The organism is Streptomyces xanthii (assembly GCF_014621695.1).
Lineage (GTDB): Bacteria > Actinomycetota > Actinomycetes > Streptomycetales > Streptomycetaceae > Streptomyces > Streptomyces xanthii.
The window spans coordinates 5,722,487-5,745,604 of sequence record NZ_CP061281.1 but is presented as its reverse complement, the minus strand read 5'-3'; the positions used below and the strand labels follow the sequence as shown (position 1 = coordinate 5,745,604).

Below are 23,118 nucleotides of genomic sequence, written 5' to 3'. Positions count from 1 at the left end.
GGTGTTGACGGGGTGTCGGGAGGAGTAGGCTCCGGCGCAACCGAACGACGCCGAAGTCTCGGAGGAACGATGCAGTCGACCGCGACGGTCCTGGTCTACAGCGACGACGCCAATACGCGCGAGCAGGTGCGCCTCGCCACCGGCCGCAGGCCCGCCTCCGATGTCCCCGAGGTCCGGTTCGTCGAGTGCGCGACGCTCCCGGCGGTCCTCAAGGAGCTGGACCGCGGCGGCATCGACGTGTGCGTGCTGGACGGCGAGGCGGTTCCGGCGGGCGGGATGGGTGTGTGCCGGCAGATCAAGGACGAGGTCTTCCGGTGTCCGCCGGTGCTCGTGCTCATGGGGCGCCCGCAGGACGCCTGGCTGGCCACCTGGAGCCGCGCGGAGGCCGCGGTGACCCTTCCGGTCGAGCCGGTCGAGTTCGCGGGCGCGCTGGCCGCCCTGCTGCGTTCCCGGCTGGCCGTAGGGGCCTGAGGGGCCCCGAGGGGCGCCGCACAGCCGCCGACTCCCGTACGCGGTCGCGTACGGGAGTCGGAAGTGTCACATCCGGAGCCGGCCTCCGGGTCTGCCGGGACCGCTCAGACCTCGGGGCTGAGCCGGGCCTGCAGCACGGGGGCGGGCTTCTTGGGGTTCGTCAACGAGCTGCCCTCCTGCCACTTCTTCCAACTGACGTTCCAGTCGCCGAAGCCGTTGCCGAACGGGTCCATGTCCTCGCCGTTGCTGTTGACGACCTTCACGATGTCGCCCTCGCGCACGGTGTCGAAGAACCAGGCGGCGTTGTCGGTGCTCATGCCGGTGCAGCCGTGGCTGACGTTCTCCGATCCCTGGGAGCCCGTGGACCAGGGCGCGGCGTGCACGTACTCGCCGCTCCAGGTGACCCGGGTCGCGTAGTACACCGGCAGGTCGTACGAGTCCGAGGACCCCTCGGAGATGCCGATGCTGGTGCCGCGCATCCGTACGTAGTACTCCTTGCCGAGCACGACCTTGACGCCGTTGCGCGTCTCGAAGCCGGGCTTGCCCGTGGTCACCGGGATCGTGTTGATGGCCTCGCCGTTGCGGTAGACCGTCATCTCGTGCGAGGAGGCGTCCGTGACGGCCTCTATGCGGTCCCCCGTGGTGATGGTCAGCGGCTTGCTCTCGCCGCCCCACAGGGAGTCGGTCACCTTTATGCCCTTGAGGTTGCTGCGCGCCGTGATGGTGGCGTGGGCGGGCCAGTACTTCTCGGGGCGGTAGTGCAGCGTCTTGTCGTCGACCCAGTACCAGGAGCCGCCGCCGGCGGAGGGCTGGGAGTCGACCTTGAGGGCCCGTTCGACGACGGTGCGGGCGTCCGGGTCCTTGACGGGCTTGTTGAGCTCGGCGGTGATGGGCTGGCCGACGCCGTACTTGCCCTTCTGCGGGCCGAAGGTGACCTTGAGGTCCTTCTCCTTGGAGGGCTTGCCGGTCTCGAAGGTGAGGACCTTGCGGCCGGGTGCCCCGTCCTCGTCCTCGGTGCTGACCCGGACCGTGTACGAGGCGTTCGCGGCCAGCGGGGTGGTGGTGTGCCATCTGCGGCCGTCGGCGGAGAGTTCGCCCGCCACGTAGCGGCCCATGGCGTCGGTGGCCGTCACATCGGTGATGCGGCCGTCGTCCTCGGAGGTGATCTCCAGCGGCTTGTCGGGATCGGCCTTCTTCTTGCCGGAGGGGCCCTTGAAGGTGATCTGGCTCGCCGCGTCGTACGGCTGGGCGGAGAGCGGGTGGCCGGAGCTGCCGCAGGCCGTGACACCCACACCGAGGGCGGCCACCAGCACGGAGCTTCCGACAACCGAGACTATGCGCGGTGAGTGGTTCATGAACTCACCGTAGGAAGGTTCCCCCGGCGCGGCGCGCCGGGTGAGCCGCACGGGTCACGCCCGCGACACGCCGAAGGGCCCGGACGCTCCCCAAGGAGTGTCCGGGCCCTTCGTGCACGGGAGTTCAGAACCTCGGTGCTACTGGTTCTGGTTCTCGCCGCGGTAGTACTCGAAGACCCAGCCCCACAGGCCGAACAGGATCACGGGGGCGGAGAAGTAGAGCAGCCACCAGCCGAAGACGACGCCCATGAAGGCGAGCGCGCCACCGACGGCGAGGGAGAGCGGCTGCCAGGAGTGCGGGCTGAAGAAGCCCACCTCGCCGGAGTCGTCGGAGACCTCGGCCTCCTTGTTGTCCTGGGCGCCGGTGTCGACCCGCCGGGCCGTGAAGGCCAGGTAGTAGCCGACCATGATGCACAGGCCGAACGCCAGGAACAGCGCGGTGGTACCGGCCGGCTCCTTCGACCAGGCGCCGTAGACGGCGGCCATGATCAGGACGAAGAGGCTCAGCCAGATGAACATCTTGCCTTGGACCTTCACTTGCCGGCCTCCTTGCCGCCAGCGATGGCCTTACCGCCGTGGCCGGAGTTCTCCAGCTGGTCGAGGGCCGCGATCTCCGGGTGGTGCAGGTCGAACGCCGGGGATTCCGAACGGATCCGCGGCAGGGTGAGGAAGTTGTGCCGCGGCGGCGGGCAGGACGTCGCCCACTCGAGCGAACGGCCGTAGCCCCACGGGTCGTCGACCTCGATCTTCTTGCCGTACTTGGCCGTCTTCCAGATGTTGTAGAAGAACGGCAGGATCGACAGACCGAGCAGGAAGGACGCGATCGTCGAGACCGTGTTCAGCGCGGTGAAGCCGTCGGCCGCGAGGTAGTCCGCGTAACGACGCGGCATGCCCTCGACACCCAGCCAGTGCTGCACCAGGAACGTGCCGTGGAAGCCCACGAACAGCGTCCAGAACGTGATCTTGCCGAGGCGCTCGTCCAGCATCTTGCCGGTGAACTTCGGCCACCAGAAGTGGAAGCCGGCGAACATCGCGAAGACGACCGTTCCGAAGACGACGTAGTGGAAGTGCGCCACCACGAAGTACGAGTCGGAGATGTGGAAGTCCAGCGGCGGGGCCGCCAGGATCACACCGGTCAGACCACCGAAGGTGAAGGTGATCAGGAAGCCGATCGCCCAGAGCATCGGAGTCTCGAAGGACAGCGAGCCCTTCCACATCGTTCCGATCCAGTTGAAGAACTTCACGCCGGTCGGTACGGCGATGAGGAACGTCATGAAGGAGAAGAACGGGAGCAGCACGCCACCGGTGACGTACATGTGGTGCGCCCACACGGTCACGGACAGACCCGCGATCGCGATCGTCGCGCCGATCAGACCCGAGTAGCCGAACATCGGCTTGCGGGAGAAGACCGGGATGACTTCGGAAATGATGCCGAAGAACGGCAGGGCGATGATGTACACCTCTGGGTGTCCGAAGAACCAGAAGAGGTGCTGCCACAGCAGTGCGCCACCGTTGGCCGCGTCGAAGACATGGGCACCGAACTTGCGGTCCGCCTCCAGGGCGAACAGCGCGGCGGCCAGGACCGGGAAGGCCAGCAGGACGAGGACACCGGTCAGCAGCACGTTCCACACGAAGATCGGCATGCGGAACATGGTCATGCCCGGTGCGCGCATGCAGATGATCGTGGTGATGAAGTTGACCGAGCCGAGGATCGTGCCGAAGCCGGAGAAGGCCAGACCCATGATCCACATGTCGGCGCCGATGCCCGGCGAGCGGACGGCGTCCGACAGCGGGCTGTAGGCGAACCAGCCGAAGTCGGCGGCACCCTGCGGGGTGAGGAAGCCGGCCACGGCGATCAGCGAGCCGAACAGGTACAGCCAGTAGGCGAACATGTTCAGTCGCGGGAACGCCACGTCGGGCGCGCCGATCTGCAGCGGCATGATCCAGTTCGCGAAGCCCGCGAACAGCGGCGTCGCGAACATCAGCAGCATGATCGTGCCGTGCATCGTGAACGCCTGGTTGAACTGCTCGTTCGACATCAGCTGGTTGCCGGGTCGGGCGAGTTCGGCGCGCATGAAGAGCGCCATCAGTCCGCCGATGCAGAAGAACGCGAACGACGTGACCAGGTAGAGCGTGCCGATCGTCTTGTGGTCAGTGGTGGTGAGCCACTTGATCACGGTCGCGCCGGGACTCTTGGGCCGTACCGGCAGCTCGTTCTCGTACGAGTCGTCTGCTGCCGCGGCACCCTGAGGTTCGTTGAGGATGCTCACGTTGTCTTCGTCTCCCGGTTCTTCTCGTGGTCCGTCTGGGCGATGCCCGACGGGACGTAACCGGTCTGCCCCTTCTTGGCCAGGTCCTTGAGGTGCTGCTCGTACTTCTCCGGAGAGACGACCTTCACGTTGAACAGCATCCGGGAGTGGTCGACGCCGCAGAGCTCGGCGCACTTGCCCAGGAAGGTCCCCTCCTTGTTGGGGGTCACCTCGAAGGCGTTGGTGTGGCCCGGGATGACGTCCTGCTTCATGAGGAACGGCACCACCCAGAAGGAGTGGATGACGTCACGCGAAGTGAGGACGAAGCGGACCTTCTCGCCCTTGGGGAGCCAGAGGGTGGGGCCGGGGTTGTTGGTCTGCGGGTTCCGCGTACCGGGGGTACCGACCTCGTAGACACCGCCGGCGTTCGCCGGGAAGTCGTCCTTGAAGCGCTGCGGGATCGCGGCGAGTTCCTTGGACGTCTTGCCGTCGCCCTTCACACCCGGCACGTTCTCGACGTAGTTGAAGCCCCAGCTCCACTGGTAGCCGACCACGTTGATGGTGTGCGCGGGCTTGTCGTCGAGCTTCAGGAGCTTCGACTCGTCTCGTGCCACGAAGTAGAAGAGGACCGAGACGACGATGAGAGGAACCACCGTGTACAGCGCCTCGAGGGGCATGTTGTACCGGGTCTGAGTGGGAACCTCGATCTTGGTGCGGCTGCGCCGGTGGAAGATGATGCTCCACAGGATCAGACCCCACACCAGCACGCCCGTGGCGAGCGCTGCCGCCCACGAGCCCTGCCAGAGGGAGAGGATCCTAGGGGCCTCCTCCGTCACCGGGGTGGGCATACCAAGACGAGGGAAGTCCTTGTATGTGCAACCGGTAGCGGTTACCAGGATCAGGCCCGCAGTCAGCACCTGCGGCAGCTTCCGCCGCATCGGGCGCCGCGACGAGCGGTCGGAGCCGTTGGGACTCACGTAGCGCCTTCCCGAGAGTCTCGCCCGCGCTCTTTGGTTGGCTACGGCCGCCATCTCGCTGGTCGCTCGCCGCCCTGGCACACGGGCAGGGGTTTGGATGTTTATGCGGACCAAACCCTACTGGACGCTATTTGGGGTCGCGCGGGGAGGGTGCCTAACGCGCCGCGGGTCACTCCGAAGGGTGGGATCGGGGGGCTGGATCTGGTTTCTGACGGGGGGTTTGGGGGGGTGTTTGGCCTGGTGTTCGAGGGGTCTCGCGGCGGGGGGCCGCACGCGGCGCTCTAGTTTTGGGGCGTGGGTTATTTCGATGTTGCTTCGGGTGCGCCGCTCCACGACGTGGCGCGGCAGGCGTTGCTGGCCTCGATCGACGAGGGGTGGGCCGATCCGGCGCGCCTGTACCGGGAGGGGCGGCGGGCGCGGCTGCTGCTCGACGCCGCGCGGGAGGCCGCCGCGGAGGCGGTGGGCTGCCGGCCGGACGAGCTCGTTTTCACGTCGTCCGGAACGCGTGCGGTGCATGAGGGTGTGGCGGGGGCGCTCGCCGGACGCCGGCGCGCCGGGCGGCGGCTGGCCGTCTCCGCGGTGGAACACTCCGCCGTGCTCCATTCGGCCGCGGCCCATCAGGGCGCGGGCGGCGTGGTCGACGAGGTGGGGGTCGACCGGACGGGCGCGGTCCGGGTGGCCGAGTACGCCGCCGCGCTGCGGCCCGACACCGCGCTGGCCGCGCTGCAGTCCGCCAATCACGAGGTGGGCACGGTTCAGCCGGTCGAGGAGGTCGCCGAGGCGTGCCGCGAGGCCGGGGTTCCGTTGTTCGTGGACGCCGCGCAGTCGCTGGCCTGGGGGCCGGTGCCGGGGCCCTGGTCGCTGCTGGCCGGGAGCGCGCACAAGTGGGGCGGCCCCGCGGGGGTCGGGCTGCTGGTCGTGCGCAAGGGAGTGCGGTTCGCTCCGCAGGGGCCCGCCGACGAACGGGAGTCGGGGCGCGCGGCCGGGTTCGAGAACATCCCGGCGATCGTGGCGGCGGCGGCGTCGCTGCGGGCGGTGCGGGCGGAGGCGGCCGCGGATTCCGCGCGGCTGCGGGAGCTGACGGCGCGGATCCGGGAGCGGGTGCCCGCGCTGGTGCCGGACGTGGAGGTGGTCGGGGATCCGGAGCGGCGGCTGCCGCATCTGGTGACCTTCTCCTGTCTCTATGTCGACGGGGAGACCGTGCTGCACGAGCTGGACCGGGCCGGGTTCTCCGTCTCGTCCGGTTCGTCCTGCACGAGCAGCACGCTGACGCCCAGCCATGTGCTCCGGGCGATGGGTGTGGTGAGCGAGGGGAACGTACGGGTGTCGCTGCCGCTCGGGGTCGAGGCGGCCGAGGTCGAGCGGTTCCTGGACGTGCTGCCCGGGGTCGTGTCGGGGGTGCGGGAGAAGCTCGGGGCGCCGGTGGCCGGGCCGGCCGGGTCGGCGGAGGCGGTGACCGTGGACGCGCTGGGGATGGTGTGTCCGCAGCCGGTGATCGAGCTGGGCCGGGCGATTCTTTCGGTGCGAGTGGGCGGGACGGTCACGGTGGTCGCCGATGACGAGGTCGCCGCGGTCGACATCCCGGCCTGGTGCTTCACGCAGGGCCACGATTATCTGGGGGCGACCCCGGGTCCTGACGGGGCCACCTCCTACGTGGTGCGGAGGGCCCCGTAAGGGCGCGGGGAACTGCGCGGCCAGCCAGGACGAAAGCCGCGGACGCGCCTGCTCGGTGCATGAGCAGACGCGTCCGCGGCATTTCTGTGGCTGGTCGCGCAGTTCCCCGCGCCCTTACGGGGCCGATCTCACCCGGAGATCCACGGCGCCGCCGGCGAGGCCTCAGCTCAGGTGACCCTCGACCTCGGCGGCAGCCTCGTCACCGTAGGCCTTCTTGAAGCGGTCCATGAAAGCCGCGCGGCGCAGTTCGTACTCCTGGGTGCCCAGGGTCTCGATGACCAGGGTGGCGAGCATGCAGCCGATCTGGGCCGCGCGCTCCAGCGAGACGCCCCAGGCGAGACCCGAGAGGAACCCGGCGCGGAAGGCGTCGCCGACACCGGTGGGGTCGACCTTCGCCTTCTCTTCCGGGACGCCGACCTCGATCGGGTCCTCCCCGACCCGCTCGATGCGGACCCCGCGCGAGCCGAGCGTGGTGACGCGGTGGCCGACCTTGGCGAGGATCTCCGCGTCGCTCCAGCCGGTCTTCGACTCGATGAGGCCCTTCTCGTACTCGTTGGAGAAGAGGTACGTGGCGCCTTCGAGGAGCGTGCGGATCTCCTCGCCGTCCATGCGCGCGATCTGCTGCGAGAAGTCCGCGGCGAACGGGATGTTCCGGCTGCGGCACTCCTCGGTGTGGCGGAGCATGCCCTCCGGGTCGTCGGCGCCGATGAGGACCAGGTCGAGGCCGCCCACGCGGTCGGCGACGGTCTTGAGCTCGATGAGGCGGGCCTCGCTCATGGCGCCGGTGTAGAAGGAGCCGATCTGGTTGTGGTCGGCGTCCGTCGTGCACACGAAGCGGGCGGTGTGCAGGGTCTCGGAGATCCGGACGGAGGCGGTGTCCACGCCGTGCCGGTCGAGCCAGGCGCGGTACTCGTCGAAGTCGGAGCCTGCCGCGCCGACCAGGACCGGGCCGGTGCCGAGCTGGCCCATGCCGAACGCGATGTTGGCGCCGACGCCGCCCCGGCGCACGTCGAGGTTGTCGACGAGGAAGGAGAGGGAGACCGTGTGCAGCTGATCGGCGACGAGCTGGTCGGCGAAGCGGCCGGGGAAGGTCATCAGGTGGTCGGTGGCGATGGAGCCGGTGACTGCGATTCGCACGGCGAGGTCACGCTTCCTGAGGAGGGAGGGGGTTGACGCTTCACGCTACCCGGTCGGGGACCCGGCCTGAAGTGCGGAAACTACCCGATAGTAGGCCTTTTTTCGTGTGACCTGTCGTGCATACGGTGCGGTCATGACGTACGACGTGTCGCATCTGACGCAGGACGGGCTGGCGGCGCTGCGCGTCGACTGCGCCCGCATGGTTCCGCACTGGGTGACGCCCCTGGCGCCGTGGGAGACGGAGCGGAAGGCTCCGGTCACGGCGGGGCCGCTGTCGGCGCGGATCACCGGGGTGGTGGTGCCCGCTTCGTCCGCCCGGCTGATCGACTCCATGGCCGGTTTCGGCGACTGAGGGAACCACTCGCTCCCCTGCCGCGTCACATCGCTGTCCCGCACGGCGGCAGTCGAAGGAGCGATGCGGTGAGTACCGAAGAACAGACGCAGGGCCGGTCCCGGCGGCGTACGACGCTGGCGGTCGCCTCGGTCGCCGCGGCTGTCCTCCTCGCCGGTGGCGGCGGCGCGTATCTCGCGACGAGCGCGTCCGGCGACAAGGACGGCGCCGGTTCCCCGGCCGGCCCGGCCGGTGACGGCACTCCCCCGCCGCTCGCCCTGGACGGGTACGCGGCCGGCGGCGACCCGGGCACGTCGAACGGGATCGCGCCGGGTGAGCCGGACCCGAACGGGACGACGTACCGGGCGACGGTGCCGCTGCCGAAGGGCCCCGGTGACGCGCCCGTGTACCGGGCCGAGGGCGAGGTGAGCGCCGCCGAGGTGAGCGCGCTCGGCAAGGCGCTCGACATCGACGGCACGCCGAAGCTGACGGACGGTGCCTGGCGGCTGGGCCCAGCGAAGGACGGCTCGGGCCCGTCGCTGCAGGTGAACCGGGCGGCGCCGGGCACGTGGACGTACGCGCTGCACGCGCCGTCGGCGGGCGACAAGTGCGCGGGCGTGGCGAAGTGCCCCGATCCGGTGGGCTCCGGCAGCGAGAAGGACGCGGTGAGCGAGGCCGCCGCGAAGAAGGCCGCGGCGCCGGTCCTCAAGGCGCTGGGCCAGGACGACGCGAAGCTGGACGCGGCCCAGTTGATGGGCGCGACGCGGGTGGTGAACGCGGATCCGGTGGTCGGCGGCCTGCCCACGTACGGCTGGTCGACGGGGATCCAGGTCGGCGCGGACGGTCAAGTGGTCGGTGGCAGCGGCCAGTTGAAGGCTCCGGTCAAGGGCGACACGTATCCGACGGCGAGCGCCGAGCAGACGCTGAAGCGGATGAACGGCTCGGCGTCCGGTGACCGGGTCGCCGTCGGCGGGTGTGCGAGTGCGGTGCCGCTGGAGCGTGGGGGCGCGGATCAGCAGGGCACCGGATGCACGCCGTCCTCGCCGCGGCCGCCCGCGTCCTCGACGACCGAGGTCACGAAGGCCACATTCGGCCTGGCCGCGCAGCACTCGGGCGGGCGGCAGATCCTCGTGCCGTCGTGGCTGTTCCAGGTGAAGCCGGCCGGGGCCACGGAGCCGACGACGGTGACGCACCCTGCGGTCGCGCCGGAGTTCCTGGTGGCGCCGTCGAGCGCGGCCGCGACGCCTCCGGAGGGGGCGCCGAGTCCGCGGCCCAGCGCGTCGCCGGGCGAGTCCGGGACGGACACCCGTGACGTGCGGGTGTCGGGGTACGAGGAGGACGGCAAGAAGCTGACGCTGCACTTCACGGGCGGGGTGTGCGCGACGTACCGGGCCACGGTCGACGAGTCGAAGGACCGGGTGTCGGTGAAGGTGACCGCGACCCAGAAGAAGGGCACCGTCTGCATCATGATGGCGAAGTTCTACACGCTGGACGTGACGCTCGACGGGCCGCTGGACGGGCGGAAGGTCGTCGGGTCGGACGGGCACGAGGTGCGGGTCGCGCAGCAGAACGGTCCGGGCGGGGTGAAGCCGGCGCCGCGCGGCTGACGCGCCCGCAGAGCACGCCGGAGAACGCCGATGGCCCGGCCCCCTGTCGCAGGGGGGCCGGGCCATCGCGCGTGTCGCGCAGCTTCAGCCGGTTGTGTCGGCCGGATCAGCTGAACGAGTCGCCGCAGGCGCAGGAGCCCGTGGCGTTCGGGTTGTCGATCGTGAAGCCCTGCTTCTCGATGGTGTCGACGAAGTCGATGGAGGCGCCGCCCAGGTACGGGGCGGACATGCGGTCGGTGACGACCTTGACGCCACCGAAGTCCTTCACGACGTCACCGTCGAGCGAGCGCTCGTCGAAGAACAGCTGGTAGCGCAGACCGGAGCAGCCACCCGGCTGAACGGCGACGCGCAGCGCCAGGTCGTCGCGGCCTTCCTGGTCGAGCAGAGCCTTGACCTTGGCCGCGGCGGCGTCGCTCAGGATGATGCCGTCGCTGACGGTGGTGGTCTCGTCCGATACGGACATCTACATCTCTCCCGGGTTGTACGGAGACTGCTTGCCGACCATTGCAACCGGCAAAGGCCCGGATCCATTCCGGGTGTCGCTCTTCTTTCATGCTCGCACACGGCTCGCGGCCGGGGCACGGGACGGCCGAGGCGGATTGCGTCACATCGACACGATGAGTGTCGTCAAACTGACGTGAACCACGTATGATAGATAGCGTCATTTCGACGAAAAGTCGTTCTGTAGATGAGAAAGGGTGCGTGACGTGACCACGGCCCAGACCCCCCAGGCCCCTGTCGACCTGGACGTTTCCCCCACTCCCCTGGCTCTGCTGCTGCTCGGCCGCGAGGCCGACCCCAAGAGCGAGCGCGGTGTGGAGTGTCCTGGCGACCTTCCCTCGCCCTCCGACCCGGACCTGGTGGAGCGGGCCCGCGCGGCCAAGGAGAAGCTCGGCGACAAGGTGTTCGTGCTCGGGCACCACTACCAGCGCGACGAGGTCATCCAGTTCGCCGACGTCACCGGCGACTCCTTCAAGCTGGCGCGGGACGCCGCGGCGCGGCCCGAGGCCGAGTACATCGTCTTCTGCGGTGTGCACTTCATGGCCGAGTCGGCGGACATCCTCACCGGCGACGACCAGAAGGTCGTCCTGCCCGACCTCGCCGCGGGCTGCTCGATGGCCGACATGGCCACCGCCGAGCAGGTCGCCGAGTGCTGGGACGTGCTGACCGAGGCCGGCATCGCCGAGCAGGTCGTGCCCGTGTCCTACATGAACTCCTCGGCGGACATCAAGGCGTTCACCGGCAAGCACGGCGGCACGATCTGTACGTCGTCCAACGCCGAGCGCGCGCTGAACTGGGCGTTCGAGCAGGGTGAGAAGGTCCTCTTCCTGCCGGACCAGCACCTGGGGCGCAACACCGCGGTGCGGGACCTCGGCATGTCCCTCGACGACTGCGTCGTCTACAACCCGCACAAGCCGAACGGCGGGCTGACCGTCGAGGAGCTGCGCGCCGCCAAGATGATCCTTTGGCGCGGGCACTGCTCGGTCCACGGGCGCTTCTCGCTGGACTCGGTCAACGACGTGCGCGAGCGCATACCGGGTGTGAACGTGCTGGTGCACCCCGAGTGCAAGCACGAGGTCGTGGCCGCGGCGGACTACGTCGGGTCCACGGAGTACATCATCAAGGCCCTGGAGGCAGCCCCGGCCGGGTCCAAGTGGGCCATCGGCACGGAGCTGAACCTCGTCCGGCGCCTCGCCAACCGCTTCGCGCCCGAGGGCAAGGAGATCGTCTTCCTCGACAAGACGGTCTGCTTCTGCTCGACCATGAACCGCATCGACCTGCCCCACCTGGTGTGGACCCTGGAGTCCCTGGCGGACGGGCAGCTGGTCAACCGCATCGAGGTCGACCGCGAGACGGAACAGTTCGCGAAGCTGGCGCTCGAGCGGATGCTGGCCCTGCCGTAGCGGGTCTCGTCGCCGGGTGCGGGCCGGTGGGGCTTCTCGCGCAGTTCCCCGCGCCCCTGAAATGCAGACCCTTCGGGTCGCATTTCCCCGAGGAAGGCGCGACCTTCCCAGGGGCGCGGGGAACTGCGCGGCCAGCCCCCGCCGGGGCGAGCGCCGGATGATGCGCTCGCCCCGGCGGCGGGGCGTCAGGCCTTCGCAGGCTCCGGGTCTGACTCGGATTCGGGGGTCGCCTGCTCCGGCAGGGCGGCCCCCTTCTTCGCGGCCCGCTTCTTGGCCCGCCGCTCCTTGCGGAGCTCCAGCATCGCGTAGAGCGTCGGGACGAGGAGCAGGGTCAGCAGGGTCGACGTGATGAGGCCGCCGATCACGACCACCGCCAGCGGCTGCGCGATGAAGCCGCCCTCGCCGGTGACGCCGAGCGCCATCGGGAGCAGGGCGAAGATCGTGGCCAGGGCCGTCATCAGGATCGGGCGGAGCCGGTGCCGGCCGCCCTCGACGACCGCCTCGACGACGCCCAGGCCCTGTGCCCGGTACTGGTTGATGAGGTCGATCAGCACGATCGCGTTCGTCACGACGATGCCGATGAGCATCAGCATGCCGATCATCGCCGGGACGCCCATGGGGGTGCCGGTCGCGACGAGCAGGCCGATCGCGCCCGTGGCCGCGAACGGGATGGAGACCAGCAGGATCAGCGGCTGGGCCAGCGAGCGGAACGTCGCGACCAGGAGCAGGAAGACGATCGCGATCGCCGCGAGCATCGCCAGGCCCAGGTTCTTGAACGCGTCGTCCTGGTCGGAGGTGACACCGCCGATGGTGGCGGTGGCGCCGGCCGGCAGGTCCAGCTTCGCGAGCTTCGACTGGAGGTCGGCGGAGACCGCGCCGGTGTTGTCCCCGGTCGGCTTGGCCGTGATCGTGGCGGCGCGGGCGCCGTCGATGCGGGTCATGGAGACCGGGCCGTCGACGAGCTTCACCGTGGCGATGTCGCCGAGGGTCAGACCGCGCGGACCCATCGGCAGCTTCTTGAGCTCGGCCATGGTCGTGGCCGGCTTCGCCGACTTCACGACGACGTCGCGCTCGGTGTCGTCGAGGATCGCCTTGCCGCTGGTGGTGCCGCGCACCGCCTGGGCGACGGCCGCGCCGAGCGTCGTGTCGTCGAACCCGGCCGCGGCGGCCTTGGAGTTGGCCTTGACCGAGATGCGCGGGACGGACTGCGACAGGTCGCTGGTCACGTCGGTGACGTCGTCGAGGGAGGCGACGGACTCGCGGACCTGCTCGGACGCCTTGTCGAGGACCTCCGCGTCGGCGGCCTTCACTACCACGCTGAGGTCCTGGCTGCCGAAGCCGTCACCGGCCGCGATGGTCGTCGTACCGATGCCGGACAGCTTGCCGAGCTCGCGCTCGATGCGGTCCTGCGTGTCCTCGTAGGAGGCCTTGTCCTTCAGGGTGACCTGGTACGCGGCCTGGTTGGTGTCGGTGCCGCCGCCGAAGGCCGCCATGAACCCCGAGGAGCCGACGGTGACCTGGTAGTCCTTGACGGCGTCGATTCCCTGGAGCGCCTTCTCGATCTTCCGCGCGGAGGCGTCGGTCGCGGCGAGGCTGGTGCCGGGCTTCAACTCCTGCTTGATGGACAGGACTTCCTGCTCGCCCTGGTCGAAGAAGTTCGTCTTCAGGAGCGGGGCCATGCCGAAGGTGCCGACGAGGACGACGATCGCGAGGGCCACGCTGGTGAGGCGGCGACGGGTCGCGAAGCGCAGCACCGGCACGTAGATCCGCTGGAGCCGGGAGCGGGCCTCCTTCTCCTCGGCCTTGCGGCGGGCCTCCTCCGGGTCGACGCCCTGGATCGCCTTCGGGGCGCGCAGGAACCAGTAGGAGAGCACCGGCACGACGGTCAGGGAGACGAGGAGGGACGCGAGCAGCGCCGCCGTCACCGTCAGGGAGAACGAGCCGAACAGCTCGCCGACCATGCCGCCGACCAGACCGATCGGCAGGAACACGGCGACCGTGGTGAGCGTCGACGAGGTGACCGCTCCGGCGACCTCGCGGACCGCGGTGAGGATGGCCTCCTTGCGCTCCTCGCCGTAGCCGAGGTGCCGCTTGATGTTCTCCAGGACGACGATCGAGTCGTCGACGACTCGGCCGATCGCGATGGTCAGCGCGCCGAGCGTGAGCATGTTGAGCGAGAGGTCGCGGGTCCACAGGACGATCAGCGCGAGGACCACCGACAGCGGGATGGAGACCGCGGTGACGAGGGTGGAGCGCAGCGACGCGAGGAAGACCAGGATGACGATGACGGCGAAGAGCAGGCCGAGCGCGCCCTCCGTGGTCAGTCCGGAGATGGACTTGGAGACGGCGGGGCCCTGGTCGCTGACGACGGTGAGCTTCGCACCGGCGCCGAGGTCCTGACGCAGGCCGGGCAGCTTGTCCTCGACCGCGTTCGAGATGGCGACCGCGGAGCCGTCCTGGTCCATGGTGACCATGACGGCGAGGCTGGGCCGGCCGTCGGTGCGGGTGAGCGAGTCGGCCGTGGACGGCTCCTGCTTCACGGTGGCGATGTCCCCGAGGCGTACGGGCTTCTTGACGCCCTGGCCGGTGATCATCAGGTCCTCGATCTGCCGCAGCGAGGTGAACCCGCCGCCGACCTGGACCGTGCGGTTCTTGCCGCTCTCGTCGAAGGAGCCCGCGGGCAGCGTGGCGCCGCCGGAGCGCAGGGACTGGCCGAGCGTCATGACGGAGACACCGGCCGCGGCCATCTTGCGGTCGTCCGGCGTGACGTTCACCTGGAGGTCGCGGACGCCGTCGACGGTGACCTGGGAGACGCCGTCGATGTCCTTGAGGGCCGGCACGACGGTCTTGTCGAGCTGGTCGGCGAGCGCCTGCTGGTCCTTGTCGGAGGTGACGGCGAGGACGACGGTCGGGATGTCGTCGGTGGAGCCGGCGATCACCTGCGGGTCGACGTCGTCGGGCAGTTGGGCGCGGGCCCTGTTCACGGCCTGCTGGATGTCGGCGACGATCTGCTTGGAGCCGTTGCCGAAGTCGAACTGGGCCATCAGGACCGCGTTGCCCTCGGAGGCCGTCGCGGTGATGCCGGTGACGCCGTCGACGGCGTCGATGGAGTTCTCCAGCGGCTCCACGACCTGCTTCTCGACCACGTCCGGGGACGCGCCCTGGTAGGGGGCCAGGACGGAGACCATGGGCAGTTCGATGGAGGGCAGCAGCTGCTGCTTGAGCTGGGGGATCGCGATCGCGCCGAAGACGATCGCGATGACGGACATCAGGCCGATCAGGGCGCGTTGGGCGAGGCTGAATCTCGACAGCCAGGACATGGGCGGGGTCTCCGGGGGCGTGGGACGACGAGCGGACTGCGGCCCGCCCACACGGACGCGCACAGGGGGCCGCTCATACTTTCAGCCATCCCCGCGGCCCGATTCGTCGCTCCCAGGTCCCGTCTTCACGCTCCGCGTACTGCGGGTGTAGTACGTGACGGGTGGGGCTCACTCCACCCTTGGACGGACCAGGCCCGATTCGTACGCGATGACGACGAGTTGGGCGCGGTCGCGGGCGCCGAGCTTGGCCATCGCCCGGTTCACATGGGTCTTGACGGTGAGCGGGCTGACCTCGAGGCGTTCGGCGATCTCGTCGTTGGAGTGGCCGCCGGCGACGAGGACGAGCACCTCGCGCTCGCGTCCGGTGAGCGCGGCGAGCCGCTCGGCGTGGGCGCCGCCGGTGCGGCCGTCCTCGTCGAACCCCTCGCCCTGGGCGAGGAACTTGGCGATGAGGCCCTTGGTCGCGGCCGGTGACAGCAGCGCGTCGCCCGCCGCCGCGACGCGCACCGCGCCCAGCAGTTCCTCGGGTTCGGCGCCCTTGCCGAGGAAGCCGGAGGCGCCCGCCCGCAGCGACTGCACGACGTACTCGTCGACCTCGAAGGTGGTCAGCATGACGACGCGGACCTGGGCGAGCGCGGGGTCGGCGCTGATGGCGCGGGTGGCGGCGAGGCCGTCGGTGCCGGGCATCCGGATGTCCATGAGGACGACGTCGGGGAGGTGTTCCTGGGCGAGGGCGACGGCCTCGGCGCCGTCGGAGGCCTCGCCGACGACCTCCATGTCGGCCTCGGAGTCGACGAGGACGCGGAAGGCGCTGCGCAGCAGGGCCTGGTCGTCGGCGAGCAGTACCCGGATCGTCATGCGCCGGTGTCCCCTGAATTCGTGGTGGGCGAAACGGCCCCGGTGGTGCGGGCCTTGACGGGAAGGATCGCATGCACGCGGAATCCGCCGCCGTAGCGCGGTCCGGCACTGAGGGTGCCGCCGAGGGCGGAGACCCGCTCGCGCATGCCGAGCAGTCCGTGGCCGCCGCCCTCCTCGGGGACGGACCGGCCGGGGGTGGCCTCGGGTCCGTTGTCGAGGACGGTGATCTCGACGTTCGGGCCGACGTGCACGACGCTGACCTCGGCTCTCGCGTCGGGGCCCGCGTGCTTGTGGACGTTGGTGAGGGCTTCCTGGACGACGCGGAAGGCGGCGAGGTCGACGGCGGCGGGCAGCGTGGGGGCGTCCTTCGCGCGGGCCACCTCGACGGGCAGGCCCGCGTTGCGGAACGTGCCGACGAGGTCGTCGAGCCGGTCGAGTCCGGGGGCCGGTTCGGTGGGCGCCTCGGGGTCTCCGGACTGGCGCAGCAGGCCGACGGTGGCGCGGAGTTCGTCGAGGGCGGAGCGGCTGGCGGTACGGACGTGCGAGAGCGCCTCCTTCGCCTGGTCGGGGCGCTTGTCCATGACGTGGGCGGCGACGCCGGCCTGCACGTTGACGAGCGCGATGTGGTGGGCGACGACGTCGTGGAGGTCGCGGGCGATGCGCAGCCGTTCCTCGGCGACTCGGCGCCTGGCCTCCTCCTCGCGGGTGCGCTCGGCCCGTTCGGCGCGTTCGCGGATGGCGTCGACGAAGGCGCGCCGGGAGCGGACGGCGTCGCCGGCCGCGGCGGCCATACCGGTCCAGGCGAAGATCCCGAGGTTCTCCTGCGCGTACCAGGGCAGCGGGCCGACGAACATGGCGATGCCGGTGAGCAGGGCCATCGTGGCGAAGCCGACCCGCCAGGTGGTGGGCCGGTCGGTGGTCGCGGCGACGGTGTAGAGGGCGACGACGGCCGACATGACGACGGGGGCGCGCGGCTCCCCGGTGACGAGTTCGACGACGGAGACGGTGGCGGTCGCCGCGAGGACGTACATGGGGGCGACGCGGCGGAAGACCAGGGCGGCGGCGCCGAGCACCATGAGCGCGAGGCTGAGGGCGTCGGGGGTGCGGGCGCCCCAGGCGTAGGTGCCCTCCGGACCGTGGGGGTCGACGAAGGAGCCCGCCACCATCGCGAACAGGACGCCGAGGGCGACGATCGCGTCCAGGGCCAGGGGATGGGTCCTGGCCCACCGTACGAGCGAGGTCACCGGCGTCACGGTAGCCTCCCCTCCCCGCTCGCCGTCCGGGTGGGGAGGGTCCGACGGGAATCTCCCGGAAACCTGCCCGGGATCAGCCAGGGATCAGTCCGTCGTCGGAGAGCATCGCCCGGACCTCGTCGAGCGACGCGTCGGGCGCCGGGAGGATCAGCTCGGACGGCTCCAGGGAGTCGTCCGGCAGCGGGGAGCCGAGCCGGCGGACGGCGTCGAGGAGGGCGGCCAGGGTCTGGCGGAAGCCCGGCTCGTCGCCGCTCTCCATCTCGGCGAGGAGTTCGTCGTCCAGCTTGTTGAGCTCGGTGAGGTGGTCGTCCGCCAGCCTCACCTGCCCCTCCCCCATGATCCGTACGATCATGACGAGCGCCCTCCTCGTAGGCGATGCGGCCTCTCGAAGCTACTGCTTGTCGAAGCGCGGAGTGTCCTGCGACTGCCCGCTCTGCTGACCCTGGCCCTGGCCGCCCTCGATCGCCTGCTGGGACGAGGAGGAACCACCGGCCAGCTCGGCCTTCATGCGCTGCAGCTCCAGCTCTACATCCGTACCACCGGAGAGCCGGTCCAGCTCGCTCTGGATGTCGTCCTTGGCGAGTCCGGACGGGTCGTCGAGGGCGCCGGAGGCGAGCAGCTCGTCGATGGCGCCGGCGCGGGCCTGCAGCTGGGCGGTCTTGTCCTCGGCGCGCTGGATCGCGAGGCCGACGTCGCCCATCTCCTCGGAGATGCCGGAGAAGGCCTCGCCGATGCGGGTCTGTGCCTGGGCCGCCGTGTAGGTCGCCTTGATGGTCTCCTTCTTGGTGCGGAAGGCGTCCACCTTGGCCTGGAGGCGCTGGGCCGCGAGGGTGAGCTTCTCCTCCTCGCCCTGGAGCGTCTGGTGCTGCGTCTCCAGGTCCGTGACCTGCTGCTGGAGCGCGGCGCGGCGGGAGAGGGCCTCGCGGGCGAGGTCCTCTCGGCCGAGCGCGAGCGCCTTGCGTCCCTGGTCCTCCAGCTTGGAGGACTGGCCCTGGAGCTGGTTGAGCTGCAGTTCCAGGCGCTTGCGGCTGGTCGCCACGTCGGCGACGCCGCGGCGCACCTTCTGCAGCAGCTCCAGCTGCTTCTGATACGAGTAATCGAGGGTCTCGCGAGGGTCCTCGGCCCGGTCAAGGGCCTTGTTCGCCTTCGCGCGGAAGATCATCCCCATACGCTTCATGACACCGCTCATGGGCTTCGCGCGCCCCCTTCTGACCGACTCCAGCTCCAGCACTGCGACAGAACCCACAGTACGGGTCCTGTCTCCATTACCGCACTGTTCAGGTGCGGATGCGCTCATCCCCGAGGACGACTGCGTCCTGCTCGGGGTCCCGCGCAGGGAGTAGGGAGCCCCCGTCTCCCCTCGGGGTCCCGTGCCCCTGTCACCGGGTATGGACGCAGGGTGTTGCCGGATCGTTCCCCATGGGCCTGTGGTCCATGCACGTCCAGCACGTACCCTTGGTTTTTGTGTTCCGTAGCCGATCCAAGGACGACAAGGCGCCGGCCGACAAGGCCCCGGTGACCGCCTCCGACGCGTCCAAGCAGACCCGAGACCCGCAGGCGCCCAAGGGCCGCCCCACGCCCAAGCGCAGCGAGGCCCAGTCGCAGCGCCGCAGCGTGGCCAACACCAAGATGTCGCCGAAGGAGGCCCGCGCCCGCTCGCGCGAGGAGCGCCGCACCGCGATGGAGCGCCAGCGCGCCGCCCTCGCGAGCGGCGACGAGCGTTATCTGCCGGCCCGTGACAAGGGCCCGGTGCGCAAGTACGCGCGCGACTTCGTCGACTCGCGTTTCAGCATCGCCGAGTACTTCCTGCCGATGGCGGTGATCATCCTCGTCCTGAGCATGGTCCGCGTGGGCTCGCTGCAGAACATCGCGCTGCTGCTGTGGCTCTTCGTGATCGTCGCGATCGTCATCGACTCGGTCATCACGGGCTTCCGCCTGAAGAAGCAGCTGGCGGAGAAGTTCCCCGACCAGCCGCGCAAGGGCGCCGTCGCCTACGCGCTGATGCGCACGCTCCAGATGAAGCGGCTGCGGCTGCCCAAGCCCCAGGTCAAGCGCGGGGAGCGGCCCTGAGCACCGAGGCCTTCGCCGGGGACGCCCCGCAGGCCTGGCTGGACAAGCTGGGCGGTCTGCGGAACGTCGTACGGCAGGAGCTGGTGGCCCGGCAGCTCGACGAGCAGATAGCCGGGCGCTTCCCCGTGGGGCGGCGGCTGCGCGTGCTCGACGTCGGCATGGGCCAGGGCACGCAGGCGTTGCGCCTGGCCCGGGCCGGTCACCAGGTGACCGGTGTGGAGCAGGATCCGACGATGGTGGCCGCGGCGCGCCAGGCGCTCGCCGTGGAGCCGGAGGGGGTGCGCGAGCGGGTCCGGCTCGTCGAGGGTGACGGCCGGGACACCGGCGTGCACTTCCTGCCCGGCAGTTTCGACGTCGTGCTCTGTCACGGCGTCCTGATGTACGTGGAGGACCCGGACGCGCTGCTCGCGGGTCTGGCGCGGATGCTGGCCCCGGGCGGGCTCCTGTCGCTGCTCGTGCGCAACGCGGACGCGCTGGCGATGCGCCCCGGCCTGGCCGGTGACTGGGTCACGGCCCTCGGCGCCTTCGACTCGACGATGTACGCGAACCGGCTGGGCCTGGACGTGCGGGCCGACCGGCTCGACACGCTGACCTCGACCCTCGCCGGGATCGGGGCCCCGCTGCACGCCTGGTACGGGGTGCGGGTCTTCACGGACCAGGCGGCCGACGGCCCGCTGGTGCCGGAGCAGCGGGGCGAGCTGCAGACGCTGCTCGCCGCCGAGGAGCGGGCGGGCCGCACGGAGCCGTACCGGCGGGTGGCGGCGCTGCTGCACCTGTGCGGGGTGCGGGGCTAGAACCGCTCCGGGGAGGGGCCGGCGTCCGGTGGGCGTCGGCTCGTTCGGCGGTGCAGGACGCGCGAGCCCTCTCGTACGAACGTGACAATCCGGGCATGAACGTCTTTCGCGCGCGTACCGTGCGCCTCGCTCTTCCGCTGTCCGGTGTGCTGTGCGCCGGGATCCTGCTGTCCGGGTGCTCCGGGTCCGAGGGGGCGGCGCGGTCCACGACGCGGGCCGCCGTACCGGCCGCGCAGCAGAAGGCCGGTGACAGCCTCCAGGACGACTACATGCAGGTCATCAAGCAGGTCCTGCCGTCGGTCGTGCAGATCCAGGCGTCGTCGGACCTCGGTTCCGGAGTCGTGTACGACGGCGAGGGGCACATCGTCACGAACGCCCATGTGGTGGGCGACGAGAAGACCTTCCGGGTCACGACGGCCAACAGCACCGACGAGCTCTCGGCGAAGCTCGTCTACTCGTACCCCGAGCAGGACCTCGCCGTGATCAAGCTGGACAAGGTGCCGGACGGGATGAAGCCGGCGAAGTTCGCGGACTCCTCGAAGGTCGCCGTCGGGCAGATCGTGCTGGCGATGGGCTCGCCGCTGGGCCTGTCGTCGAGCGTCACCCAGGGCATCGTCTCGGCGACGGGCCGCACCGTCAGCGAGGGCCGCTCCGGCGGCGGCACCGGCGCGACGATCGCGAACATGGTGCAGACCTCGGCGGCGATCAACCCGGGCAACAGCGGCGGCGCCCTGGTGAACCTCGACGGGCGGGTCGTCGGCATCCCCACGCTCGCGGCGACCGACCCCGGCCTGGGCGGCAGCGCGGCACCCGGCATCGGCTTCGCGATCCCGTCCTCGATGGTCACGACCGTCGCCGACCAGGTGCTCAAGGACGGGAAGGTGACGGACTCGGGGCGGGCCGCGCTCGGCATCAAGGGCCGCTCGGTCCTCGACGACGCGTACCGGCCGGCCGGGGTCGGGGTGGTCGAGGTGACGGACGGCGGGGCCGCGCAGAAGGCGGGCATCCGGCCGGGCGACGTCATCGTGCGGATCGGCGACACGGACGTGACGACGGCGCAGTCCCTGTCCGAGGCGCTGGCCGAGGAGAAGCCCGGCGACGAGGTCTCGGTGACGTACACGCGGGACGGCGCCGAGAAGAAGACGACGGTCACCCTCGGCGAGATCTGACCCGGCCAGGGCGCGGGGAACCGCGCGGGGCGGAGCCACGACGCCCGACCCCGCGGCTCGGCGGACGCGCCGCGCAAGGGGGGGCGGGGAACCACGTGAGCCGGAGCCACGGCAGTCAGCCGCACACCCGGCCTCGACAGCCACGCCCCCGCCAGGAGCGCGAGGACCGGGCCGGAGGCCGTGCGCGGGCCGCCGACCGGTCCGAGGCCCGGTCGGCGGCCCGCGACGCGCTCGGGGCGACGGCTACTCCTGAGGCGCGGCCGCGTCCTCCGCGTGCAGGCTCATCGGGCCGTAGATCTCGGTCGTGTCCTCGAAGAGACGGACCTGGTCGGCGCCGCCCTCGGCGAGCTCCTTCCAGTACTCACCGATCCAGGACTCGGCGTCCCCCTGCGTCGTGAACTCCTCGGGCTCCACCGCCGGAGCCACCTCGGTCCCGTCGGCCTTCTCGAACCGCCACGTCCATGCCGCCATGTGTCAGCCTCCCGGTACCGGATGTCCGATGCGTTCTGTCACCATCGCTCGCTCTGTGCGCCGGGCGATGTCCCTGGAAGACTAGCCGGGCGCGCGTACGTCACGGGGGCGCGGGAGGATCTTGGTGTGGAACTCACTCTGCTCGGCACCGGCGCCCCCGAGGGGCTGCCCCGCCCCGACTGTCCCTGTGCCGCCTGCGCGGCCGCGCTCGGCCCGGACGCGCGGGCCGCTACGGCGCTGCTGATCGACGGCACGCTGCTGCTCGACCTGACGCCGGGCGCCGCGTTCGCCGCGGCCCGCGCGGGGCACAGCCTCGGCGGGGTGCGGCAGGTGCTGCTGTCCCATCCGCACGACGGGCCCGCCGTCGAGGTGCCGGCCGGCCTTCCGGCCCCGGGCCGGGTGCCGGACGGTCGTGAGCTGGCGCTGCTCACCGGACATCGCGTACGGGCCCTGGCCCTGGACGCGCCGGGCACCGGGTACGAGGTGGCGGGGCCGGAGGGCGAGCGGCTGCTGTACCTGCCGCCGGGGGCCGCGCCCTCGGGGCTGGAGGCGGTGCGCACCCCCTACGAGATGGTGATCGCCGATGTGGTCGGGCGGCCCGACGCGCTGGCGCGGCTGCGCTCGGCCGGGGCGATCGGCCCCACGACGGACGTGCTCGCCGTCCATCTCGACCACGACGTGCCACCGGGCGCGGAGCTCGCGCGGCGGCTCGCGGCGGCCGGGGCACGGGCCGTGCCGGACGGGACGACGCTGGTCGTCGGCGCGTACGAGGAGGTGCCGGACGTGCCGCGCCGGACGCTGGTGCTCGGCGGGGCGCGGTCCGGGAAGTCGGTGGAGGCGGAGCGGCGCCTGGAGGCGTTCCCCGACGTGCTGTACGTGGCGACGGGCGGGACGCGGGGCGGGGACACGGAGTGGGCGCAGCGGGTCGCCCTGCACCGGGAGCGGCGGCCCGGCTCGTGGCGCACCTCGGAGACCTGCGATCTGGTGCCGCTGCTCACCGACCCGGACGACGACGCGCCGCTGCTGATCGACTGTCTGTCGCTGTGGCTGACCTACGCGATGGACGAGGTCGGGGCGTGGGACGACGCGGAGTGGGCGGACGGCGGGGAGAAGGCGCTGCGCTCGCGGGTGGCCGAGCTGGTGGGGGCGGTGCGGGCTGCTCGGCGGGTCGTGGTGGCCGTGTCCAACGAGGTCGGGTCCGGGATCGTGCCGGCGACGGCGTCGGGGCGGCGGTACCGGGACGAACTCGGGCGGTTGAACGCGGCGTTCGCGGGTGAGTGCGAGCACGTTCTCCTTGTGGTGGCGGGACAGGCGCTTCCGTTGCGGGGTTGACGGGTTCGTCGGCGGGTGGGGGCTGGTCGCGCAGTTCCCCGCGCCCCTGAAATGCATGGCGCTTCGCGCCGCATTTCCCCGATGGAGATCGCGCACGAAGTGCGCATCTCCAGGGGCGCGGGGAACTGCGCGAGAAGCCCCACCGG

21 protein-coding genes are annotated in these 23,118 nt (G+C 70.8%); 9 read left to right on the top strand and 12 right to left on the bottom strand.

Annotation, left to right across the window (positions count from 1 at the left end):
- Positions 1-69 precede the first annotated feature (69 nt).
- Entirely contained in the window at positions 70-471 is a 402-nt protein-coding gene (locus tag IAG42_RS25880) for a hypothetical protein (protein WP_188339356.1), read from the top strand.
- Positions 472-575: 104 nt separating this feature from the next.
- On the opposite strand, the gene IAG42_RS25875 is transcribed toward IAG42_RS25880, so the two are convergent.
- The 4 genes from IAG42_RS25875 to ctaC form a co-directional block, all read right to left on the bottom strand.
- Positions 576-1,826 carry a L,D-transpeptidase gene (locus tag IAG42_RS25875; protein WP_188339355.1) on the bottom strand — a complete coding sequence of 417 codons (1,251 nt, stop codon included), beginning with the start codon at positions 1,824-1,826 and terminating at the stop codon, positions 576-578.
- Between the two features lie 138 nt (positions 1,827-1,964).
- Complete coding sequence (locus IAG42_RS25870; protein ID WP_188339354.1) at positions 1,965-2,363, bottom strand: cytochrome c oxidase subunit 4; 399 nt, start codon at positions 2,361-2,363, stop codon at positions 1,965-1,967.
- Positions 2,360-4,096: an aa3-type cytochrome oxidase subunit I gene (ctaD, locus tag IAG42_RS25865; RefSeq protein WP_188339353.1), complete on the bottom strand. Its 1,737-nt coding sequence runs from the start codon at positions 4,094-4,096 to the stop codon at positions 2,360-2,362. Before ctaD ends, IAG42_RS25870 begins: the two co-directional genes overlap by 4 nt.
- Positions 4,093-5,052 carry an aa3-type cytochrome oxidase subunit II gene (ctaC, locus tag IAG42_RS25860; protein WP_188339352.1) on the bottom strand — a complete coding sequence of 320 codons (960 nt, stop codon included), beginning with the start codon at positions 5,050-5,052 and terminating at the stop codon, positions 4,093-4,095. The genes ctaD and ctaC overlap by 4 nt, the downstream gene beginning before the upstream one ends.
- Before the next feature lie 294 nt (positions 5,053-5,346).
- On the opposite strand from ctaC, the gene IAG42_RS25855 reads away from it, so the two are divergent.
- Positions 5,347-6,726: a cysteine desulfurase/sulfurtransferase TusA family protein gene (locus IAG42_RS25855; protein WP_188339351.1), complete on the top strand. Its 1,380-nt coding sequence runs from the start codon at positions 5,347-5,349 to the stop codon at positions 6,724-6,726.
- Positions 6,727-6,888: 162 nt separating this feature from the next.
- On the opposite strand, the gene IAG42_RS25850 is transcribed toward IAG42_RS25855, so the two are convergent.
- Positions 6,889-7,863 carry a carbohydrate kinase family protein gene (locus tag IAG42_RS25850; protein WP_188339350.1) on the bottom strand — a complete coding sequence of 325 codons (975 nt, stop codon included), beginning with the start codon at positions 7,861-7,863 and terminating at the stop codon, positions 6,889-6,891.
- Between the two features lie 133 nt (positions 7,864-7,996).
- On the opposite strand from IAG42_RS25850, the gene IAG42_RS25845 reads away from it, so the two are divergent.
- Together IAG42_RS25845 and IAG42_RS25840 are read left to right on the top strand one after the other, a co-directional pair.
- Positions 7,997-8,215 carry a hypothetical protein gene (locus IAG42_RS25845; protein ID WP_188339349.1) on the top strand — a complete coding sequence of 73 codons (219 nt, stop codon included), beginning with the start codon at positions 7,997-7,999 and terminating at the stop codon, positions 8,213-8,215.
- Between the two features lie 68 nt (positions 8,216-8,283).
- Positions 8,284-9,801, top strand: a complete 1,518-nt coding sequence (locus IAG42_RS25840; RefSeq protein WP_188339348.1) for a hypothetical protein — start codon at positions 8,284-8,286, stop codon at positions 9,799-9,801.
- A 106-nt stretch (positions 9,802-9,907) separates the two neighbouring features.
- Here the strand turns inward: IAG42_RS25840 and IAG42_RS25835 are convergent, their stop codons facing one another.
- On the bottom strand, positions 9,908-10,264 hold the full coding sequence (locus tag IAG42_RS25835; protein ID WP_028805207.1) for an iron-sulfur cluster assembly accessory protein: 357 nt from the start codon (positions 10,262-10,264) through the stop codon (positions 9,908-9,910).
- A gap of 235 nt (positions 10,265-10,499) precedes the next feature.
- Here IAG42_RS25835 and nadA point away from each other — a divergent pair, with 235 nt between their 5' ends.
- Positions 10,500-11,705, top strand: coding sequence for a quinolinate synthase NadA (nadA, locus tag IAG42_RS25830; RefSeq protein ID WP_188339347.1), 1,206 nt, complete (start codon positions 10,500-10,502; stop codon positions 11,703-11,705).
- A gap of 185 nt (positions 11,706-11,890) precedes the next feature.
- Here nadA and IAG42_RS25825 read toward each other — a convergent pair whose 3' ends face one another.
- The 5 genes from IAG42_RS25825 to IAG42_RS25805 form a co-directional block, all read right to left on the bottom strand.
- Positions 11,891-15,025 (bottom strand): efflux RND transporter permease subunit, encoded by a 3,135-nt coding sequence (locus IAG42_RS25825; protein ID WP_188339346.1) that lies wholly within the window; start codon positions 15,023-15,025, stop codon positions 11,891-11,893.
- 168 nt (positions 15,026-15,193) lie between these two features.
- The gene (locus tag IAG42_RS25820) at positions 15,194-15,883 is read right to left on the bottom strand and encodes a response regulator (protein WP_188339345.1); all 690 of its coding nucleotides are present in this window, start codon (positions 15,881-15,883) and stop codon (positions 15,194-15,196) included.
- Positions 15,880-17,127 (bottom strand): sensor histidine kinase, encoded by a 1,248-nt coding sequence (locus tag IAG42_RS25815; RefSeq protein ID WP_223206160.1) that lies wholly within the window; start codon positions 17,125-17,127, stop codon positions 15,880-15,882. Before IAG42_RS25815 ends, IAG42_RS25820 begins: the two co-directional genes overlap by 4 nt.
- Positions 17,128-17,209: 82 nt before the next feature.
- A complete protein-coding gene (pspAA, locus tag IAG42_RS25810) occupies positions 17,210-17,488 on the bottom strand; it encodes a PspA-associated protein PspAA (RefSeq protein ID WP_188339344.1) in 279 nt (92 codons plus the stop codon).
- Positions 17,489-17,527: 39 nt separating this feature from the next.
- Positions 17,528-18,325: a PspA/IM30 family protein gene (locus tag IAG42_RS25805; RefSeq protein WP_188339343.1), complete on the bottom strand. Its 798-nt coding sequence runs from the start codon at positions 18,323-18,325 to the stop codon at positions 17,528-17,530.
- Positions 18,326-18,555: 230 nt separating this feature from the next.
- Between IAG42_RS25805 and IAG42_RS25800 the strand changes: the two genes are divergently transcribed.
- From IAG42_RS25800 to IAG42_RS25790, 3 genes are all read left to right on the top strand, one after another.
- A complete protein-coding gene (locus tag IAG42_RS25800) occupies positions 18,556-19,206 on the top strand; it encodes a DUF3043 domain-containing protein (RefSeq protein ID WP_188339342.1) in 651 nt (216 codons plus the stop codon).
- Positions 19,207-19,289: 83 nt separating this feature from the next.
- Positions 19,290-20,000 (top strand): class I SAM-dependent methyltransferase, encoded by a 711-nt coding sequence (locus tag IAG42_RS25795; protein WP_188339341.1) that lies wholly within the window; start codon positions 19,290-19,292, stop codon positions 19,998-20,000.
- A 95-nt stretch (positions 20,001-20,095) separates the two neighbouring features.
- Positions 20,096-21,169: a S1C family serine protease gene (locus tag IAG42_RS25790; protein WP_188339340.1), complete on the top strand. Its 1,074-nt coding sequence runs from the start codon at positions 20,096-20,098 to the stop codon at positions 21,167-21,169.
- Positions 21,170-21,412: 243 nt separating this feature from the next.
- On the opposite strand, the gene IAG42_RS25785 is transcribed toward IAG42_RS25790, so the two are convergent.
- A complete protein-coding gene (locus IAG42_RS25785; RefSeq protein ID WP_188339339.1) occupies positions 21,413-21,640 on the bottom strand; it encodes a hypothetical protein in 228 nt (75 codons plus the stop codon).
- Between the two features lie 126 nt (positions 21,641-21,766).
- Here IAG42_RS25785 and IAG42_RS25780 point away from each other — a divergent pair, with 126 nt between their 5' ends.
- Complete coding sequence (locus IAG42_RS25780) at positions 21,767-22,972, top strand: bifunctional adenosylcobinamide kinase/adenosylcobinamide-phosphate guanylyltransferase (protein WP_188339338.1); 1,206 nt, start codon at positions 21,767-21,769, stop codon at positions 22,970-22,972.
- Positions 22,973-23,118: the final 146 nt, after the last annotated feature.

Bases quoted from the DNA above. Each gene is read 5' to 3' on its own strand.
- IAG42_RS25790 (WP_188339340.1), top strand. From the start codon at position 20,096: ATGAACGTCTTTCGCGCGCGTACCGTGCGCCTCGCTCTTCCGCTGTCC.
- IAG42_RS25880 (WP_188339356.1), top strand. From the start codon at position 70: ATGCAGTCGACCGCGACGGTCCTGGTCTACAGCGACGACGCCAATACG.
- IAG42_RS25800 (WP_188339342.1), top strand. From the start codon at position 18,556: ATGGGCCTGTGGTCCATGCACGTCCAGCACGTACCCTTGGTTTTTGTG.
- IAG42_RS25825 (WP_188339346.1), bottom strand. From the start codon at position 15,025: ATGTCCTGGCTGTCGAGATTCAGCCTCGCCCAACGCGCCCTGATCGGC.
- pspAA (WP_188339344.1), bottom strand. From the start codon at position 17,488: ATGATCGTACGGATCATGGGGGAGGGGCAGGTGAGGCTGGCGGACGAC.
- IAG42_RS25845 (WP_188339349.1), top strand. From the start codon at position 7,997: ATGACGTACGACGTGTCGCATCTGACGCAGGACGGGCTGGCGGCGCTG.
- IAG42_RS25785 (WP_188339339.1), bottom strand. From the start codon at position 21,640: ATGGCGGCATGGACGTGGCGGTTCGAGAAGGCCGACGGGACCGAGGTG.
- IAG42_RS25820 (WP_188339345.1), bottom strand. From the start codon at position 15,883: ATGACGATCCGGGTACTGCTCGCCGACGACCAGGCCCTGCTGCGCAGC.
- IAG42_RS25875 (WP_188339355.1), bottom strand. From the start codon at position 1,826: ATGAACCACTCACCGCGCATAGTCTCGGTTGTCGGAAGCTCCGTGCTG.
- IAG42_RS25835 (WP_028805207.1), bottom strand. From the start codon at position 10,264: ATGTCCGTATCGGACGAGACCACCACCGTCAGCGACGGCATCATCCTG.
- IAG42_RS25805 (WP_188339343.1), bottom strand. From the start codon at position 18,325: ATGAGCGGTGTCATGAAGCGTATGGGGATGATCTTCCGCGCGAAGGCG.